At 70.2% G+C, this 16,926-nt stretch carries 15 protein-coding genes, 1 tRNA gene and 1 pseudogene; 13 read left to right on the forward strand and 4 right to left on the reverse strand.

Translation table 11 applies throughout. The features are described 5' to 3' along the window. Nucleotides 1–4: 4 nt before the first annotated feature. Nucleotides 5–81: transfer RNA gene (locus QZ500_RS06000), tRNA-Val, on the reverse strand. 222 nt (nucleotides 82–303) lie between these two features. Here QZ500_RS06000 and QZ500_RS06005 point away from each other — a divergent pair. From QZ500_RS06005 to dapD, 11 genes are all read left to right on the forward strand, one after another. Continuing rightward, entirely contained in the window at nucleotides 304–1,281 is a 978-nt protein-coding gene (locus QZ500_RS06005; RefSeq protein WP_295852189.1) for a tripartite tricarboxylate transporter substrate binding protein, read from the forward strand. Nucleotides 1,282–1,320: 39 nt separating this feature from the next. Next, on the forward strand, nucleotides 1,321–2,208 hold the full coding sequence (locus tag QZ500_RS06010) for a MaoC family dehydratase N-terminal domain-containing protein (protein ID WP_295852192.1): 888 nt from the start codon (nucleotides 1,321–1,323) through the stop codon (nucleotides 2,206–2,208). 17 nt (nucleotides 2,209–2,225) lie between these two features. Continuing rightward, nucleotides 2,226–3,395, forward strand: coding sequence for an acyl-CoA dehydrogenase family protein (locus QZ500_RS06015; protein ID WP_295852195.1), 1,170 nt, complete (start codon nucleotides 2,226–2,228; stop codon nucleotides 3,393–3,395). 14 nt (nucleotides 3,396–3,409) lie between these two features. Further along, nucleotides 3,410–4,591, forward strand: a complete 1,182-nt coding sequence (locus QZ500_RS06020) for a CaiB/BaiF CoA-transferase family protein (RefSeq protein WP_295852199.1) — start codon at nucleotides 3,410–3,412, stop codon at nucleotides 4,589–4,591. Next, the gene (locus QZ500_RS06025) at nucleotides 4,591–5,436 is read left to right on the forward strand and encodes a CoA ester lyase (RefSeq protein WP_295852200.1); all 846 of its coding nucleotides are present in this window, start codon (nucleotides 4,591–4,593) and stop codon (nucleotides 5,434–5,436) included. The genes QZ500_RS06020 and QZ500_RS06025 overlap by 1 nt, the downstream gene beginning before the upstream one ends. A gap of 110 nt (nucleotides 5,437–5,546) precedes the next feature. Next, on the forward strand, nucleotides 5,547–6,653 hold the full coding sequence (locus tag QZ500_RS06030) for a DNA alkylation repair protein (protein ID WP_295852205.1): 1,107 nt from the start codon (nucleotides 5,547–5,549) through the stop codon (nucleotides 6,651–6,653). 26 nt (nucleotides 6,654–6,679) lie between these two features. Then, nucleotides 6,680–8,131 carry an ATP-binding protein gene (locus QZ500_RS06035; protein WP_295852210.1) on the forward strand — a complete coding sequence of 484 codons (1,452 nt, stop codon included), beginning with the start codon at nucleotides 6,680–6,682 and terminating at the stop codon, nucleotides 8,129–8,131. A 10-nt stretch (nucleotides 8,132–8,141) separates the two neighbouring features. Next, nucleotides 8,142–8,771 (forward strand): response regulator, encoded by a 630-nt coding sequence (locus QZ500_RS06040; protein WP_295852214.1) that lies wholly within the window; start codon nucleotides 8,142–8,144, stop codon nucleotides 8,769–8,771. 112 nt (nucleotides 8,772–8,883) lie between these two features. Next, nucleotides 8,884–9,378 (forward strand): heme-binding protein, encoded by a 495-nt coding sequence (locus tag QZ500_RS06045; protein ID WP_295852223.1) that lies wholly within the window; start codon nucleotides 8,884–8,886, stop codon nucleotides 9,376–9,378. Nucleotides 9,379–9,427: 49 nt separating this feature from the next. Further along, nucleotides 9,428–10,096, forward strand: a complete 669-nt coding sequence (locus tag QZ500_RS06050; protein ID WP_295852226.1) for an ankyrin repeat domain-containing protein — start codon at nucleotides 9,428–9,430, stop codon at nucleotides 10,094–10,096. 88 nt (nucleotides 10,097–10,184) lie between these two features. Next, nucleotides 10,185–11,180 carry a 2,3,4,5-tetrahydropyridine-2,6-dicarboxylate N-succinyltransferase gene (dapD, locus tag QZ500_RS06055; protein ID WP_295852227.1) on the forward strand — a complete coding sequence of 332 codons (996 nt, stop codon included), beginning with the start codon at nucleotides 10,185–10,187 and terminating at the stop codon, nucleotides 11,178–11,180. 34 nt (nucleotides 11,181–11,214) lie between these two features. Here dapD and QZ500_RS06060 read toward each other — a convergent pair whose 3' ends face one another. The 3 genes from QZ500_RS06060 to QZ500_RS06070 are packed head-to-tail and all read right to left on the reverse strand — an operon-like array spanning nucleotide 11,215 to nucleotide 15,717. Further along, nucleotides 11,215–12,390 (reverse strand): mechanosensitive ion channel domain-containing protein, encoded by a 1,176-nt coding sequence (locus QZ500_RS06060; RefSeq protein ID WP_295852228.1) that lies wholly within the window; start codon nucleotides 12,388–12,390, stop codon nucleotides 11,215–11,217. Nucleotides 12,391–12,436: 46 nt separating this feature from the next. Then, nucleotides 12,437–14,638, reverse strand: a complete 2,202-nt coding sequence (locus tag QZ500_RS06065) for an FUSC family membrane protein (protein WP_295852230.1) — start codon at nucleotides 14,636–14,638, stop codon at nucleotides 12,437–12,439. A 26-nt stretch (nucleotides 14,639–14,664) separates the two neighbouring features. Then, nucleotides 14,665–15,717 carry an inositol monophosphatase family protein gene (locus tag QZ500_RS06070; RefSeq protein ID WP_295852234.1) on the reverse strand — a complete coding sequence of 351 codons (1,053 nt, stop codon included), beginning with the start codon at nucleotides 15,715–15,717 and terminating at the stop codon, nucleotides 14,665–14,667. 128 nt (nucleotides 15,718–15,845) lie between these two features. Here QZ500_RS06070 and QZ500_RS06075 point away from each other — a divergent pair, with 128 nt between their 5' ends. Further along, a complete protein-coding gene (locus tag QZ500_RS06075) occupies nucleotides 15,846–16,604 on the forward strand; it encodes an RNA methyltransferase (protein WP_295852239.1) in 759 nt (252 codons plus the stop codon). 34 nt (nucleotides 16,605–16,638) lie between these two features. Then, a pseudogene (locus QZ500_RS06080) lies at nucleotides 16,639–16,926 on the forward strand (serine O-acetyltransferase); the annotation flags it as partial.

Below are 16,926 nucleotides of genomic sequence, written 5' to 3' on the forward strand. Positions count from 1 at the left end.
AGATTGGTAGGCGCGATTGGACTCGAACCAACGACCCCCACCATGTCAAGGTGGTGCTCTAACCAGCTGAGCTACGCGCCTGTCGTTGAAGCCCACGATTCTAGCACCATAAATTCGAGGGTTTCAAGCTCGACAGAAAAAACTTGGCCACGGGTTCGCGGCAGTGCGCAGCGAAGCGGCCCCTCAGTGTCCGAGCCTTCGAAAATCCGGAAGGCTCGATCCCGAAAAGATGGATTGTGTAGCGCGACGGGTTTCGCCGACGATGCGCACCATTCACGGAATCCACAGAATCGAGGAGACGACATGCCCCGTATGCGCTTGGCTGCAGCCCTGACGGCCTGCTGGATCGCATGGATTGGAACGCCTGTCGCCGCCCAGAGCGCCTATCCCGCGAAGCCGATCATCCTGGTGGTGCCGCAGACGGCCGGCGGCACCAACGACATCGTCGGGCGGCTGGTGGGGCAAAAGCTCGGCGAAGTGCTGCAGTCCGGCGTCGTGGTCGACAACCGCCCTGGAGCAGGCGGCAACATCGGCACGCAACTGGTCGCCAAGGCACCGAAGGACGGCTACACGCTGCTCATGACGATCAGCAGCAGCCAGGCGATCAATCCGGCGCTCTACCGCAACCCGGGCTTCGACCCGGCCCGGGATTTTCGGCCGATCGCGCTGGTCGGCGCGGTCCCCAATGTCCTGCTCGTGAATCCGACGTTTCCGGCGCAGAACCTGGCCGAGTTCCTCGCGACGGCCCGGCGCAAGGACGCGCAGTACCAGTACGCGTCGGCCGGCAACGGCACGCTCAACCACCTGCTGGGCGAGATGCTGAACAGCATGGCGGGACTGTCCCTGCAGCATGTGCCGTACAAGGGTGTCGCGCCGGCCATCAACGACGTGATCGGCGGACAGCTGCCGGTCGTTTTTGCCAGCCTCCCGTCGGCCTTGCCGCACATTCGCGCCGGCAAGCTGCGCGCGATCGCCGTCAGCGGTGCGCAGCGGTCGCCGGTCCTGCCGGACGTGCCGACGATCGGCGAGGCGGTGACGGGCTACAACGGCACTCTCTGGATCGGGTTGTTCGCGCCTGCCGGTGTCCCGCAAGACGTCGCCACCATGCTGCAGGACGGCGTGCGCAAGGCGCTGGCCAACCGCGACCTGCGCGACAAGCTCGACCAGCAGGGCGTGGAGATCGCCCCGCCGACGACACCGGAGCAGTTCGCCGCACTGCTGCAGGACGACCTCACCAAGTGGGCGCGCATCGTCAAGTCCTCCGGCGCCGCCGTCGACTGAGCCGCCGCCCGATCCTCCTTCCCGACCTCGCCTGCATCGATGAACGCTGCCGCAACCCTCACCTCCGAAGACCTGACCCACCTGCAAAGCTGGCAGGGCCGGACCGAATCCCTGACCGACGAAATCTCCCCGGTACCGGTGCAGGGGCTGTCGGCGACGCTGGACCGCGACGATCCCCGGCCCGAGGCGGGAACGCCGCTGCCGCCGCTGTGGCACTGGCTGTATTTCCTGCCGCAGCACCGCCAGTCGGAGCTCGGGCCGGACGGCCATGCGCGGCGTGGCGGCTTCCTGCCGCCGGTGCCGCTGCCCCGGCGCATGTGGGCCGGCGGCCGACTGCGGTGGGAAGCCGGCAACCCGCTGCGCGTCGGCGACCGGGTCACCCGAACCTCGACCATCGACCGGGTCGAGCACAAGACCGGACGTTCCGGGGCCCTGGTGTTCGTGCAGGTGCGGCACGGGTTCGAGAACGCCCGGGGTCTCGCACTGACGGAGGAACACGACATCGTCTACCGGCCGGCGCCGCTGCCCGGTGCCCCGGAAGCGGCGCCCGTCGCCGCACCGCAGGATGCGGCGTTCAGCCGTGAGATCGTGCCGGACGACGTGCTGCTGTTCCGCTATTCCGCGCTGACCTTCAATGGCCACCGCATCCACTACGACCGGCGCTACGTCACCGAGGTGGAGGGCTACCCCGGCCTGATCGTGCACGGCCCCCTGATCGCGACGCTGCTGGTCGACCTGCTGCGCCGCCAGATGCCGGAGGCGCAGCTCGCGCGTTTCGACTTCCGTGCCGTGCGGCCGACCTTCGACACCGCCCCGTTCCGCGTCCACGGACGCCCCGAAGCGGACGGCCGCACCGTCCGCCTCTGGGGCGAAGACGCCGATGGCTGGCTGACGATGCAGGCAACCGCCACGCTCGCCCACCGCTGATACCGATACGGACTGCCATGACCATCTCGCTCCCCGCTCCCGACGCCTACCAGGACATGCGCGAGGCGCTGCGCGACCTGTGCGCCAGCTTCGATTCCACCTATTGGCAGAAAGTCGACGAAGCCCGCGGCTACCCCGATGCCTTCGTCGACGCGCTGACCTCCGCCGGCTGGCTCGCCGCGCTGATCCCCGCGGAGTACGGCGGCTCCGGCCTCGGCCTGGCCGAAGCGTCGGTGATCATGGAAGAGATCAACCTGTCGGGCGGGAACGCCGGCTCCTGCCACGGGCAGATGTACAACATGGGCACCCTGCTGCGCCACGGCAGCGAGGCGCAGAAGCGGCTCTACCTGCCGCGCATCGCCAACGGCGAACTGCGGCTGCAGTCGATGGCCGTGACCGAGCCGACCACCGGCACCGACACCACCCAGCTCAAGACCACTGCCGTGAAGAAGGGCGACCGCTACGTCGTCAACGGCCAAAAGGTCTGGATCTCGCGCATCCAGCATTCCGACCTGATGATTCTGCTGGCCCGCACGACCCCGCTGTCGGAGGTGACCCGGAAGGCCGACGGCATGTCGATCTTCGTGGTGGACCTGGCCGAGGCGATCGGCAAAGGCATGACCGTCCGCCCGATCCCGAACATGGTGAACCACGAGACCAACGAGGTGTTTTTCGACAACCTCGAGATCTCGGCGGAGAACCTGATCGGCCAAGAAGGCAAAGGGTTCCGCTACATCCTCGACGGGCTGAACGCCGAGCGCACGCTGATCGCGGCCGAATGCATCGGCGACGCCTACTGGTTCATCGACCGCGCCCGGCGCTATGCCGGCGACCGCCAGGTGTTCGGCCGGCCCATCGGACAGAACCAGGGCGTGCAGTTCCCGATCGCCGCAGACTACATCGAGACCGAAGCCGCCAACCTGATGCGCTTCAAGGCCTGTGCGCTGTTCGATGCCCACCAGCCATGCGGCGCTGAGGCCAACATGGCGAAGTACCTCGCTGCCAAGGCGTCCTGGGAAGCCGCCAACACCTGCCTGCAGACCCATGGCGGTTTCGGCTTCGCCTGCGAATACGACGTGGAGCGCAAGTTCCGGGAAACACGGCTGTACCAGGTGGCACCGATCTCCACCAACCTGATCTATTCCTACGTGGCCGAGCATCTGCTGGGCCTGCCCCGATCGTTCTGAGCCGGATACCCGCCATGACCCGACCGCTCGACGGCATCACCGTCGTTTCCCTGGAGCATGCGATCGCCGCTCCATTCTGTACCCGCCAGCTTGCCGACCTGGGCGCCCGTGTGATCAAGGTCGAGCGGCCGGGTGGCGGCGACTTCGCGCGGGCCTACGACGCCCGCGTGCAGGGCCTCGCCTCGCATTTCGTGTGGGTCAACCGCAGCAAGGAAAGCCTGACGCTGGACCTGAAGCAGCCCGATGCGCTCGCGGTGCTGCAGGAACTGATCGCCGGTGCCGACGTGCTGGTGCAGAACCTCGCGCCGGGTGCTGCGGCGCGTATGGGCCTGGATGCCGCGACGCTGCGCGCCCGCGATCCGGCGCTGATCGTCTGCGACATCTCCGGCTACGGCGAGGACGGTCCCTACCGCGACAAGAAAGCCTACGACCTGTTGATCCAGAGCGAGGCGGGCTACTTGTCGGTGACCGGCACCGCCGACGACCCCTGCAAGTCCGGCAACTCCATCGCCGACATCGCGGCAGGCATGTATGCGTACACCGGCATCCTCGCGGCATTGTTGCAACGGCAGAAGACGGGGGAGGGCTCGCATATCGACGTGTCGATGCTGGAGTCGCTCGGCGAATGGATGGGCTACCCGATGTACTACGCCTTCGACGGCGCGCCGCCACCGCCGCGCAGCGCCGCCTCGCACGCCACGATCTATCCCTACGGCCCGTTCGCCGTCGGCGACGGCGGCACGGTGATGCTGGGCCTGCAGAACGAGCGCGAATGGCGGATCTTCTGCGACCAGGTGCTGCAGCAGCCGGCGCTCGCCGCGGACCCGCGTTTCGACAGCAATGCGCGCCGCAACGAACATCGCGACGCGCTGCAGTCGATCATCCTCGGCACCTTTGCCAATCTGGACACGCCGCAAGTGCTGGGCCGGCTCGACACGGCGCAGATCGCCAATGCCCGGATGAACGACATGGCCGGCCTCTGGGCACACCCGCAGCTGCAGGCCCGCGATCGCTGGCAACCGGTGCAGTCGCCCGCCGGCCCGCTGCCGGCGCTGCTGCCGCCGGGTCGTCACAGCGCTTTCGACTACCGGATGGACCCGATCCCGGCGGTCGGAGAACACACCGACGCGATCCTGCGAGCGCTCGGTCGCGATGCGGACCAGATCGAGGCCTTGCGGCAGGCGGGGGCGGTCTGATGCACGCCCATCCGCTGGCGTTGGCCCGCGCCTTCCTGTTCGTGCCGGCCGACCGCCCCGAGCGGATCGCCCGCGCATTGGCGGCCGGGCCGGGCGGCGTCATCGTCGACCTCGAGGATGCCGTGGCGCCCGACCGCAAGGCGGGGGCCCGCGAGGGGCTGGCGCATGCACTGCAAGGGCTGGACCGCGCGGCCCTCGGCCGTCTGGTGGTGCGCATCAATCCTGTGGGCACGGCATGGCATGCTGACGATCTGGCGGCCGTGGCAGCGCTGTGTGCGCAGGGCCTTGCCGGCGTCATGCTGCCGAAGGCCGAGCACGGCGACGCCGTCGATCTCGTCGCCCGGGCGCTGCCCGCAGAAACCGTGGTCATGCCGCTGATCGAATCGGTTGCCGGGCTCGACGCGGTGGATGCCATCGCGGCTGCGCCGCGCGTGCTGCGGCTCGCGTTCGGCCATCTCGACTTTCAGGCAGACGCGGGGCTGGCCTGCGCGGAGGACGAGGCCGAACTAGTGACGGTACGGCTGGCACTCGTGCTGGCGACCCGACGGGCTGGCCTACCGCCTCCGGTCGATGGGGTGACACCTGACTGGCGCAATCCGGCCCGCCTCGCGGCCGACGCTGCGCGGGCCCGGCGCGGCGGTTTCGGCGCCAAGCTCTGCATCCATCCGGACCAGGTGCCCACGGTGCAGACGGCACTCGGCCCGTCGCCGGGCGAAGTCGCGTGGGCCCGTCGGGTGCGCGACGCGATGGCCGCCTCGGGCGGTGGCGTGGTCGCGGTCGACGGCAAGATGGTCGATGCGCCGGTACTGCGGCTGGCAGACCGGCTGCTGGCGATGGCCGATTAGGGCGCCGCGGTATTGCGGAACCGGCGGCCCTGCCGCAGCAGCGCCGGCATTGCACGGCGGACCCGACCGAGGGCTAGACTGCGCATCCCGCCTGCCCGCCCAAACCTGCCGTGAACCCCACCGACGACCGCGCCGCGCCGGAACTTAAACACATCTTCGACCGCCGCCGCATCCGTGCGATCGCACAGGCGATGCAGGCGGTCCATCAGGCATTCGATGCGGACGCCTTTATCGGTCGTTGCGACGACGGTCTGGACGATCTGTCGTTGATGCAGCGGCTCGGGCGGGTGACCGAGGCGTTGCACGCCGGACTGCCGCCGCAGTACGAGGAGACGCTGCCCCTGCTGCAGGCACTGGCGCCGCGGCTGGACCACCGTTTCGTCACGCTGGTGCTGCCGGAATATGTGGCGCGGCATGGTCTGCACGCGCCCGCGCTGTCGCTCGAAGCCCTGCGTTTTTTCACTCCGTACGGCACCGCCGAATTCGCCGTCCGGCATTTCCTGCGGCAGGACCTGGCCGGCACGCTCGCGGTGATGCAGCAGTGGGCCGAGGACGCGGATCCGCATGTGCGGCGGCTTGCGAGCGAAGGCGCACGGCCCCGCCTGCCGTGGTCGTTCCGGCTGGCGCCGCTGATCGCCGACCCGCGTCCGGTGCTTCCGATCCTGGAGCGGTTGAAGGCGGACCCGAGCCCTTACGTGCGCAAGTCGGTCGCCAACCACTTCAACGACATCACCAAGGACCATCCGGCGCTCGTGCTCGACCTTTTCGAGCGCTGGCCGCGCGACGACGTCCGCACGCAGTGGATCGTGCGGCATGCGCTGCGCACGCTCATCAAGCGGGGCGATGCGCGCGCACTGGCGCTGGTGGGAGCGGACGCAGACGCCCGGGTCGAGGTCGGCGCGCTGCAGGTCACGCCCGAGCGGGTGCCGCGTGGCGGCAATGTCCGGCTGCAGTGCGCCATCGTGTCCACGGCCGTCGTGGCGCAGACGCTGGTTGTCGATTACGCGGTGCACTACGTCAAACGGACGGGCGCCACCACGCCCAAGGTCTTCAAGTGGAAGACGCTGCAGCTGCCGCCAGGCGACCGCATGCACCTCGATCGCCACCACGCGCTGCGCGACCTGAGCACCCGTCGCCACCATCCCGGCCGCCACCGCGTCGAGCTGATGGTCAACGGCGCGGTGCGCGCCCACGCCTCGTTCGAGCTGGAAGCGTGATGGCCCATGCGTCGTCCCGTCTTGCCGTGCGCCATCTGCGCCTGCGCTGGGCGGCTGCATGGCTGATCGCGAGCGCCGTCGGTGCCGCCTGGTTGCTGGCGCAAGCCGCGACGAATCTGCAGGCCGCGTTCGAGACCGACGCCCGCATCGCCCACCGTCTGCTCAGCCAGCAGGTGGTGCAGTACGACGCGGTGCTGGCGACATTGGCGCTGCTGGGGCGGCCCGGCGACGGGGACGCGGCGGAACGGCGGCTGGGCGCGGTGGTTCCGGCGATCCTGGATGTCCGGCGGCGCGAAGCGGCCGACGCGTGGCCGGACGGCGCCTGGGTCGAGGCCGAAGCGCGGTCGCGTGCACTGCGGAGGGCGGTCGCGGCGAAAGTGGATCTGCCGGAGGGACGCTATTGGCTGGTCATGGCGGCGACGCCGGTCAGCTACGCATTGCGCATCGACCTCGCTGCGGCGGTCCCCTGGCGCGACTGGCCGGTGGACCGTGCCGCCGGCCGGGCGCGGATAGGCGTCGCGTCCGGCGATGCGATGTTCGTCATCAACCCAGGTTGGGCGGCATCGGGACCATGGCGCTTCGACTTCCGCAAACCCCTGGCGTCGGAGAGCCAGGCGTTCGACGTGGTCGCGCAGCGGCAGGTGGCGTGGCGCGAGCTGCCCTGGATCGCCGTCGCTGCGTGGAGCCTGTGCGTCGCGGCCGGGCTGGCCGGCCTGCGGTTCGTGCTGCGCCAGCGCACCGAGAAGCGTCGTGCGGAGCAACTGCTGCGGCTCGGCCAGGTGTCGCGTTTGAACGCCCTGGGGGAGCTCTCCGCCGGCCTGGCGCACGAACTGAACCAGCCCTTGACCGCTGTGCTAGCCAACACCCAGGCCGCCCGCCGGCTGCTCGACGACCATGAGGACGAGATCGATCTGCCGACGGCCCGTAGCGCCCTGCAGCGTGCAGCCGAGCAGGCGCGTCGCGCGGCCGAGGTGGTCGGACGTCTGCGCCGTACGATCGAGCGGCCCGGCGGCTCGCAACGCACCGAGGCGGTGCCGCTGGACGAGGCTGTGAGAAGCGTGCTGTACCTGCTGGAGCCGGAAGCGCGGCGCCGCAGCACGACCGTGGTGGTCGACGCAGGGACGGGTGCTCCCGTCCGGGTGGCAGCGGACCGCACCGCGCTCGAGCAGATCCTGCACAACCTGGTCATGAATGCACTCCAGGCGATGGATGCCGTACCGCCATCGACGCGCCGGCTGACGGTGACCATGGGGATCGACACCGGCCACGGGTGGCTGACGATCTGCGACACCGGTCCGGGCATTCCCGCAGACGCTGTGCCGCACCTGTTCGAACCGTTCTTCAGTACCCGGCCCGGAGGCCTGGGGCTGGGCCTCAGTCTGTGCGAGTCGCTGGCACAGGGCATGGGCGGCTCGCTGCGGGCCGAAGGCGCGCGGATGCAGGGCGCCTGTTTCACGCTCACCCTGCCGCTCGCCTGAGGACCGAACCATGGATGCGACCCTTTCGCCCCTGATCCACCTGATCGACGACGATGCCGCCGTGCGCGACAGCCTGGCGCTGCTGATTGGCACCGTCGGCCTGCGGGTGCGGACCTGGGCCGATCCGGTGGCGTTCGTCGACGCCTTCGACCGGCGCGACATCGGCGCCATCGTCCTTGACGTGCGTATGCCCGGCATCGGCGGGCTGGCCGTGCTCGACCTGCTGCGCAGCCAGGGTGTGGACCAGCCGATCCTGATGCTGACCGGCCACGGCACGGTCGAGATGTGCCGGCGCGCGTTCAAGTCCGGTGCCGCCGAGTTCCTCGAAAAGCCGGTGGACGACGAACAGCTGATCGACGCCCTGCAGCAGGCGGTGCGCCAGCACGTCCGCTCGCGCGAGCGCCGCGCGGCCGACCAGGAGGCACGCGACCGTTTCCAGCAGCTGTCGGAGCGCGAGCGGGAGGTGCTCCGCCACATCGCGGCCGGCCTCGCCAACAAGGAGATCGCCCGGCTGCTCGCGCTGTCGCCGCGCACGGTCGAGACGCACCGTGCACACCTGTTCGCCAAGCTCGGCTGCGACTCGCTTGCCCAGCTGGTCAGGCGGTATGCGGCACTGGCCGAGGAGGGCAGCGCTCCGTAGTTCTACGGAGCGCGGCGCGTAGCGGTCCGCATGGCGCGTTGGCGCGCGGTTTTCTACAGTGCGATGGCGCCGGCGAAGTCCGGCGACGACCACCATCCCTCTGGAGAACACCATGACCTTGTCCCGCCTGCTGACCGCCCTGACCGCTGTTTTCGCCCTCGCCGCGCAGGCCCAGACCGGTGCCGTCCGCACCGAACGCAACCTGTCGCTCGACCTGGCCAACCAGATCGCAACGACGGCCGTGGCCGCCTGTGCTGCCAATGGCTATGCGGTGTCCGCCACGGTGGTGGACCGGGCCGGCACGGTGCGTGCGGTGCAGCGGGCCGACCAGGCCGGCCCGCACACCCTCGGATCGAGCGAGCGCAAGGCCTGGACCTCGGCTTCGGCCAAGGCTCCGACCCAGGCGATCATGGAAGGTGCCCAGAAGAACCCGGCCGCCGCGAACCTGGTGAACATCCCGGGTTACCTGCTGCTCGGTGGCGGCATGCCGATCAAGGCGGGCAACGAAGTGATCGGCGCGGTCGGCGTCGGCGGCGCACCGGGCGGGCACCTGGACGAACAGTGCGCCAATGCGGCCATCGACAAGGTCCGTGGGCTGCTGGGCTGACATGCCGGTCGCCCTGCATCTCTCGCGCCGACGGCTGAGCATTGGCTTGATGGCGGGGGCCGTCTCGGTCATCGCCGCGATGCCTGCGGCCGGCCAAGTGCCGCCGTCTCCTGCAGAGGTGGCCGCTTACCGGGGGCTGCACCGGGCGGCCTGGCAGGGGTCGGTTGCGGGCATCGCGACGGCGCTGCGCGCCGGTGCGGCGGTCGACGGACGCGACGGCCGGGGCCGTACGGCCCTGCATGTCGCGACGCATGCGGCCCGGCACGACGCGATCCGGGCGCTGGTCGCTGCCGGCGCCCGGCTCGACCTGCTGGACGACGACCGCTACGACGCCGTCATCATCGCCGCGGTGGCCGACGACGAGGCCACGCTCGCGCTGCTGCTGGCGCTCGGTGCGCCGGCAGGACTGACCACCAGCCGCTACGACGGGACCGCCCTGATCGCTGCTGCCCACCTGGGGCATGACGGCGTGGTGCGGCGCCTGATCGCTGCGGGCGCGCCCGTGGACCATGTCAACAACCTGCACTGGACCGCCCTGATCGAGGCGGTGGTGCTCGGCGACGGCGGACCGCGCCACATTCGTACGGTGGAGGCGCTGCTCGCTGCCGGTGCGGACCGTACACGCACCGACCGAGCTGGCCGAACCCCGCTCGCGTTGGCCCGGGCGCGGGGGTTCGACGCCATCGCCCAGCGCCTGGCGGACGACCGTTCGCGCTGAGAACCGCTGCCCGTGCCGTCGGCGGGGAGGGGCACGCTTGGCGATAATCGCGGGCTTTGCGCAGCTTCCCTTCCCGAGGACGACACACATGAGTTCCGCCCCTTCCCAAGACCTGCAGAACCGCCGCGGCGCCATGGCCGTGGGCCTGGCCACCCTGGCCGCCGACGGCACGGTGCTGGACACCTGGTTTCCCGCACCGAGGCTCGCCGACGCACCCGGCGCCGCGGGCACCGTGCGCCTGTCGGTTGAAGAGGCGAGCGCCGCGCTCGGCGCCGATGCCGCACAGGCGGTAGGGCGCGACGCCGTGCGCGACGTGGAAGTGGTCGCGGTCCGCACCACCATCGCATCGCTGCAGGATCCGGCCGCCGATGCGCACGACGTCTACCTCCGCCTGCACCTGCTGAGCCACCGGCTGGTGCAGCCCCACGGTGCGAACATGACCGGCATCTTCGGCCTGCTGGCGAACGTGGCCTGGACCACGCTGGGCCCCTGCGCGGTGGCTACGTTGGAACAGGTGCGCCTGCGCGCCCGCGCGGCACGCGCACCGTACGCGGTGACCAGCGTCGACAAGTTCCCCCGCATGACCGACTACGTGGTGCCGTCGGGCGTGCGCATCGCCGACGCGGACCGGGTCCGGCTGGGCGCCCACCTGGCCTCCGGCACGACCGTCATGCACGAAGGTTTCTGCAATTTCAACGGTGGCACCCTCGGCGCGTCGATGGTCGAAGGCCGGATCAGCGCCGGTGTGGTGGTGGACGACCACAGCGACATCGGCGGCGGGGCATCGATCATGGGCACGCTGTCGGGCGGCGGCAAGGAGGTCGTCTCGGTCGGCAAGCGCTGCCTGCTCGGCGCGAACTCGGGCATCGGCATCTCGCTGGGCGACGACTGCGTGGTGGAGGCGGGCTGCTACATCACCGCCGGTACGCGGGTGAAGATGCCGGACGGCTCCGTGGTCAAGGCGGGCACGATTTCGGGCCAGTCCGGCCTGCTGTTCCGCCGGCATTCGCAAACCGGTGCCATCGAGGCGATCGGCCGGACCGAAGCCTGGGGCGCGCTTAACGCCGAACTGCACAAGAACTGACTGGAACGGCGCCTGAACAGGCGCCGCCTGCGGATCAGCTGCGCACGTCGGGCGCGCTGGGGGCTTCGGCCACACCCGCTTCGGACGCGCCCTGCGGCACCCGTGCGCCGCCGATGGGCGGCGGCGGCATCGGCATGGCCGCTGGGGTGCGGGCCGTGTCCGGCTGCGCCTCGCCGAGGATACGCAGGCTCGGCAGGTGCTGCGGATACTCGCGCTGCATGAAGTCGATCATCAGCTCGCGCACCCGGCAGCGCAGGTCGAACGCCTTGCTGGACGATTGCGCGGTCACCAGGATGCGCAGCTGCATCGTCCGTTCGGTGGCATCCGTCACCTGCAGGTTGAAGAAGCGGCCGTCCCATTCGGGCAGCGTCGGCACCAGCCGTTCGAGTTCGGCGCGCAGCGGTGCCACCGGCATCGCGTAATCCACGCTCAGGAAGACCGAGCCGAGCAGCTGCGAACCGGTCCGGGTCCAGTTCTGGAACGGGTTCTCGATGAACCATTGCAACGGGATGATCAGCCGCCGATCGTCCCAGATCTTCAGCACCACGTAGGTGCCGGTGATTTCCTCCACGCGGCCCCATTCGCCCTGCACGATCAGCACGTCGTCGATGCGGATCGGCTGCGCCAGCGCGATCTGCAGTCCGGCGATCAGGTTGCTGAAGACCGGCTTGGCGGCCAGACCTGCGACGATGCCGACCACGCCGGCCGATGCCAGCAGGCTGGCGCCGACCTGCCGTGCGCCCGGGAAGGTCATCAGCATCATCGCGAGGCCGGCCACCATCACGGCGAACATCGCGGTGCGCGACAGCACCCGGGCCTGGGTGTGGATGCGGCGCGCCTGCAGGTTGTCCTCGATGTCGGCGGGGTGCTGGGCGATCACGCCCGCCGCCAGCCCGTCGATCGCGCTGACGAGCAGCCAACTGACCGCGCCGATCAGCAGCAGGCCGTTGAGATGGCGCAGGCTGCCCACGAAGCGCAGCGCGTCGGGCGCGGCTTGCCAGACCAGCTGCAGCGCCAGCACCGGCAGCAGCAGCTGGGCCGGCGCATGGCAGGCGCGCACGATGGCGGCGATCACCGGCATGCCGTGCGTGGCGCGCCGCAGCACCATGCCGCCCAGGCGGTGCAGGACCAGCGCCGCGGCGACCGCCGCCACGGCGGCGATGCCGGTCGCGATCCAGGGGGAAAAGCGGGAAAGGTCGAGATAGTCCATGCGAATCGAGTGGGGGTGCCCGGTGCTGGTGTGGGCCGGAGCCGGTTCAGCCGCCGGCGGCCCGGCGGGCGGCAGTGCCGAGCAGCCGCGCGCCTTCGACGATGTCGTCGAGGCGGTGCAGCAGCCAGGGCGTGAGGTCGTCGGCCAGTGCGTCGGGCGGTCGGGCGCCGGCGGCTCCTTCGGAGGGCGGCGTGTCCGGTGTCCGGCTGGCACTCGGCGCCTCCATGGCCTGGCGGATGGAGGCACTGGCGGCGGCGAGAGCGGGTGCGACCCGCTCCATGTCGAGCTGGCCGCGTCGCAACTGCAGCGTGGATTTCACCGCTGTGAGCTGGGCGAGCAGCTGGTAGCTGCGCGCCTGCAGCGTTTCGAGCGGCTCCAGAGGCGGACGTACCGCGGCCGGCTCGACCAGCGTGCGCGCGGTGCTGGCGACCAGCGCCGACAGGCTGTCGTAGGCCTCGCGACGCGCCAGCCGCCATTCCAGGTCCGGCGCCTGGGGGGTCGACAGGCGATGACCGAGCGCTAGGGCCAGCTCGGCATGGCGCACCTGCGCATCCACCGTGCGCCGGACCAGCGCCGGCAGGGCCGTGCGTTCCCAGACCGGCAGCACGTAGCAGAACAACCAGGCGATAGCGGCGCCGAGCACCGTGTCGGCCAATCGTTCGGCCATCGCGAAGCCGGTGTGCAGGCCATGCACGAGCAGATGCGCCTGGAGCAGGCCGCTGACCGTCGCGGCGATGGAGGTGAGCAGGTAGCGGCGGATCGCGAAGGCATGCGCCACCGCGGTCGCCAGTGCCACGCTCGCCAGTAAGGCCGGCGGCGCAGGCTGGGAGGCGAGGATGGTGGCGACCGCAGCGCAGCCGATCAGCGTGCCGGCCACTCGCGCATTACGCCGCTCGAGCGTCTGCGCGAGGTTGGTCCGCATGACCACGATGATCGTGAGCAGGATCCAGTAGCCGTGCGAGGCCCACGGCAGATGCAGCGAGAGCAGGTAGCCGCAGCCGACGGCGGCCGAGACCCGCAGGGCATGGCGCAGCGTCGGTGCGTACCAGCCGCGCTGCGACGACAGCGGCAGCCACGACCAGAGGGTCGGGCTGGTGAAGACCTGCCAGTTCTCGCGCACCGCCGCGATCTCCGGCGCCTGCATGCCTTCTTCCAGCGCCGACATCCGGTCGATCTCGCCGCCGATGGCGGCGACGCGGTCGCTGACGTCCTGCACCAGGCGGGCGTCGCGGGTGGGGCGCGAGGGCGGTTCTGCGTGGCCGGTCAGGCGGTGCAGGAGCTGGCGCATCTCCCGGGCGCCGCGGCTGACACGCCCGAGCAGCAGATCGGTCGCGAGCCCTTCCACTTCCGCCGCGCAGGCGTTGAGGGCTTCGCAGATCCGCGGAAGCGCCGTGGCATCGCCCTGTCGGCGGGCCAGCTGGTCGAGGTCGAGTTCGCAGGCGATCAGGTGGTCGCGGGCTTCCAGCAGCGCGAGCAGCATCGCGGCACGTTTCTGCCGGTCCGGGCGGGTGGGCGATTCGAGCACCACGTCGCGCGCCGCTTGCAGGGCGTCGGCGAGTCCGGCCTGACGCTGCAGCATGTCGGCCATCAGCTGCGGTGCCCGCGGCCCGGTCGCGAATCGGCGGGCCTGGGTCCGTAGCGCGTAGGCGAAGGCGAGCATCGCCTCGGCCAGCAACTGCTTGCGGTAGCGGGTGTTCAGCCACGCGCCCACCGCCGAGCCGTAGAACAGGTACAGACCGGCGCCGGTCACGAACCAGCCGGTGCGTTCCAGCGCGTCGTGGAAGCCCGCCGGCGGTGTGGCCATCGAAAGCAGCATGGCGAATGCCATGCCGACGCTGATCGGCCCGCCCCGCTTGCCCCAGGCGACTCCCATGAAGCTGACGAAGCTGCCGAGCACCAGCACCGCACCCTGCTGCCAGGGGTCGTGGTGGCTGAGCTGAATGGCGAGGAACAGCGGGGCGCCGAGGGCCGGCGCGGGCAGCATCTGCTGCAGTTTGTGGTGCTTGCGGGCCGGCAGGTCGGGCAGCGTGGTGACCAGGACACCCAGGCCGGCGGCGGAGGCGGCTGCGACACCGTCCAGGAAAAAAATGCCGAGCGCGATGCCCATCAGGCCGACCCCGACCGCGAGGCCGTTGGTGACGCTACTGCCTAGCAGCGACCAAAACAGGCGCAGGGCAAAGCGCCGGACCTGGGCGGCGCCGCGCCCTTTTCCCGGTGGCGCGGCGGCCTTGCCGAGCGATCGGGTCATGCGCGGCGATCCGCCGGTTCGCCCGGTCAGGCGGCGCCGTCGGCGGGTTTGCGGATGCGGGTCAGACGACGGGGCGGCGTCGCCGGTGCGGTGGCGGATGGGTCTGCCGTGTCATCGGCAGCGGCTTCGGAGGCGCCCGTTTCTGCTGCGCTGCCGAGCACCGTGGCGTCGGCCGTGTCGTCGGCCAGGTCCGGTGCGACGTCGAAGGGCGTGCCGGGTGCGCCCGGGCCGCTGCGCAGTGCGCGGGCGACGCTGCGCTTGTCGTCCACGCCGGCGAACTTGGAATGCTTGTTCAGGATGCCGACCAGCAGGCCGTAGATGCGCGGATTGCCCGCAACGCATTCGCGCTGGTGCAGGAAATCCGATTCGCCGGTGAAGTTGCCGATCAGGCCGCCTGCTTCGGTGACCAGCAGCGAGCCGGCCGCCACGTCCCAGGGCTGCAGACCGGTCTCGAAGAAGCCGTCGGAGAAGCCCGCCGCCACATAGGCCAGGTCGAGTGCGGCCGCGCCGGGCCGGCGCACGCCGGCCGTCCGCTGCATCACCTCGCCCATGATCTGCAGATAGTGCTGCAGGTTGTCGCCCGGGCGGAAGGGGAAGCCGGTGGAGATCAGCGATTCCTGCAGCCGGGTCCGCTTGGACACGCGGATGCGGCGTTCGTTCAGGTAGGCGCCCCGGCCCTTGGTCGCGGTGAACAGGTCGTTGCGCGACGGGTCGTAGATGACCGCCTGCTCGATCCGGCCGCGCACCGACAGCGCGATGCTCACGCAGTACACCGGAAAGCCGTGGATGAAATTGGTGGTGCCGTCGAGCGGATCGATGATCCAGACGAATTCGGAGTCCTGTGCACCGTGCGTGCTGCCCGATTCCTCCGCCAGGATGCCGTGGCCCGGATAGGCGCCCAGCAGCGTCTCGATGATCACCTGCTCGGCGGCCTGGTCCACTTCGGTCACGAAGTCGTTGATCTGCTTCTGCGATACGCGGACGGATTCCACGTCGAGCGCCGCGCGGTTGATGATGGCGCCGGCGGCGCGTGCGGCCTTGATGGCCACGTTGAGCATGGGATGCAGATTGGACGACATGGAGTTGTGGGGGAAGAACGGGCGGAGCGCGACCGGCGATGCGGGCAGCGGGGCAGGGCGCGGATTTTACCCGGCATGCCGTCCGCAGGTGGGCACGCCACAATAGTGCCCCGCCTCCCATCCGCCCCATGAAGACCCGATTCATCCTGATCCAGACCAGCCATGCCGGCAACGTCGGCGCCGCCGCACGCGCCATCAAGACCATGGGATTCGACGACCTGGTGCTGGTCGATCCGCGCTGGGACAACGTGCTGCGGCGCGAAGAGACGATCCAGCGGGCGAGCGGCGCGACGGACGTGCTGCGGAACGCGCGGATTGTCGCGACGCTCGACGAGGCGCTCGACGGCATCACCCACCTCTGCGCCACCGCGATGGTGCCGCGCGATTTCGGCCCGCCGACATGCGGCCCCCGCGAGCACCTGTCGTCATTCGCCGCCGACGCGGCGTCGGCCGGCGAGCAGGGCATCGCCTTCCTGTTCGGATCGGAGCGCTTCGGCATGCGCAATGAGGACGTCTACCGCTGCCACATCGCCCTCCGGATTCCGACCGCGCCGGATTTTGGTTCGCTGAACCTGGCGGCCGCTTTGCAGGTGGTGGCCTACGAATGGCGGATGGCGCTCGGCGGATTCGACGCTCCGGACACCTCCACGGCCGTAGGAAACGCGATGCCGCGCCGCGCCGACACCCAGGCCCTCGCCGGTCTGCTGGCGCACTGGGAACGGTCGCTGGTCGAGATCGGGTTCCTCGATCCGGCCGCGCCGAAAAAACTGATGCCGCGGCTGCAGCAGCTCTTCTACCGGGCGCAACCCACCGAGGAAGAGGTGCACATCCTGCGCGGCATCGCGCGCACCATGGCGGCGGCAGCAGCATCCGATCGCAACCGATAGACTCGCCGGCCTTCCGTCCGCCGTGCCACGTTCCATGTTTGCCCGCCTGCGTTCCGACATCCAGTGCATCCTCGACCGCGACCCAGCCGCCCGCAACGCCTGGGAAGTGGTGACCTGCTACCCCGGCTTTCACGCGGTGGTGCTGCACCGGCTGGCGCATGCCTGCTGGACGCGCGGTCTCAAATGGCTCGGCCGCTTCGTGTCCCACATCGCGCGGGGTCTGACCGGCATCGAGATCCATCCGGGTGCGACGGTCGGCGAGCGGGTGTTCTTCGACCACGCGATGGGAGTGGTGGTCGGCGAGACGGCCGAGATCGGCGAC

This window comes from uncultured Xylophilus sp. (assembly GCA_913776965.1).
In the GTDB taxonomy this organism is placed as follows: domain Bacteria; phylum Pseudomonadota; class Gammaproteobacteria; order Burkholderiales; family Burkholderiaceae_C; genus Xylophilus.

Bases quoted from the DNA above. Each gene is read 5' to 3' on its own strand.
- QZ500_RS06050 (WP_295852226.1), top strand. From the start codon at position 9,428: ATGGCGGGGGCCGTCTCGGTCATCGCCGCGATGCCTGCGGCCGGCCAA.
- QZ500_RS06010 (WP_295852192.1), top strand. From the start codon at position 1,321: ATGAACGCTGCCGCAACCCTCACCTCCGAAGACCTGACCCACCTGCAA.
- QZ500_RS06015 (WP_295852195.1), top strand. From the start codon at position 2,226: ATGACCATCTCGCTCCCCGCTCCCGACGCCTACCAGGACATGCGCGAG.
- dapD (WP_295852227.1), top strand. From the start codon at position 10,185: ATGAGTTCCGCCCCTTCCCAAGACCTGCAGAACCGCCGCGGCGCCATG.
- QZ500_RS06045 (WP_295852223.1), top strand. From the start codon at position 8,884: ATGACCTTGTCCCGCCTGCTGACCGCCCTGACCGCTGTTTTCGCCCTC.
- QZ500_RS06040 (WP_295852214.1), top strand. From the start codon at position 8,142: ATGGATGCGACCCTTTCGCCCCTGATCCACCTGATCGACGACGATGCC.
- QZ500_RS06060 (WP_295852228.1), bottom strand. From the start codon at position 12,390: ATGGACTATCTCGACCTTTCCCGCTTTTCCCCCTGGATCGCGACCGGC.
- QZ500_RS06005 (WP_295852189.1), top strand. From the start codon at position 304: ATGCCCCGTATGCGCTTGGCTGCAGCCCTGACGGCCTGCTGGATCGCA.
- QZ500_RS06070 (WP_295852234.1), bottom strand. From the start codon at position 15,717: ATGTCGTCCAATCTGCATCCCATGCTCAACGTGGCCATCAAGGCCGCA.
- QZ500_RS06025 (WP_295852200.1), top strand. From the start codon at position 4,591: ATGCACGCCCATCCGCTGGCGTTGGCCCGCGCCTTCCTGTTCGTGCCG.
- QZ500_RS06020 (WP_295852199.1), top strand. From the start codon at position 3,410: ATGACCCGACCGCTCGACGGCATCACCGTCGTTTCCCTGGAGCATGCG.
- QZ500_RS06075 (WP_295852239.1), top strand. From the start codon at position 15,846: ATGAAGACCCGATTCATCCTGATCCAGACCAGCCATGCCGGCAACGTC.
- QZ500_RS06065 (WP_295852230.1), bottom strand. From the start codon at position 14,638: ATGACCCGATCGCTCGGCAAGGCCGCCGCGCCACCGGGAAAAGGGCGC.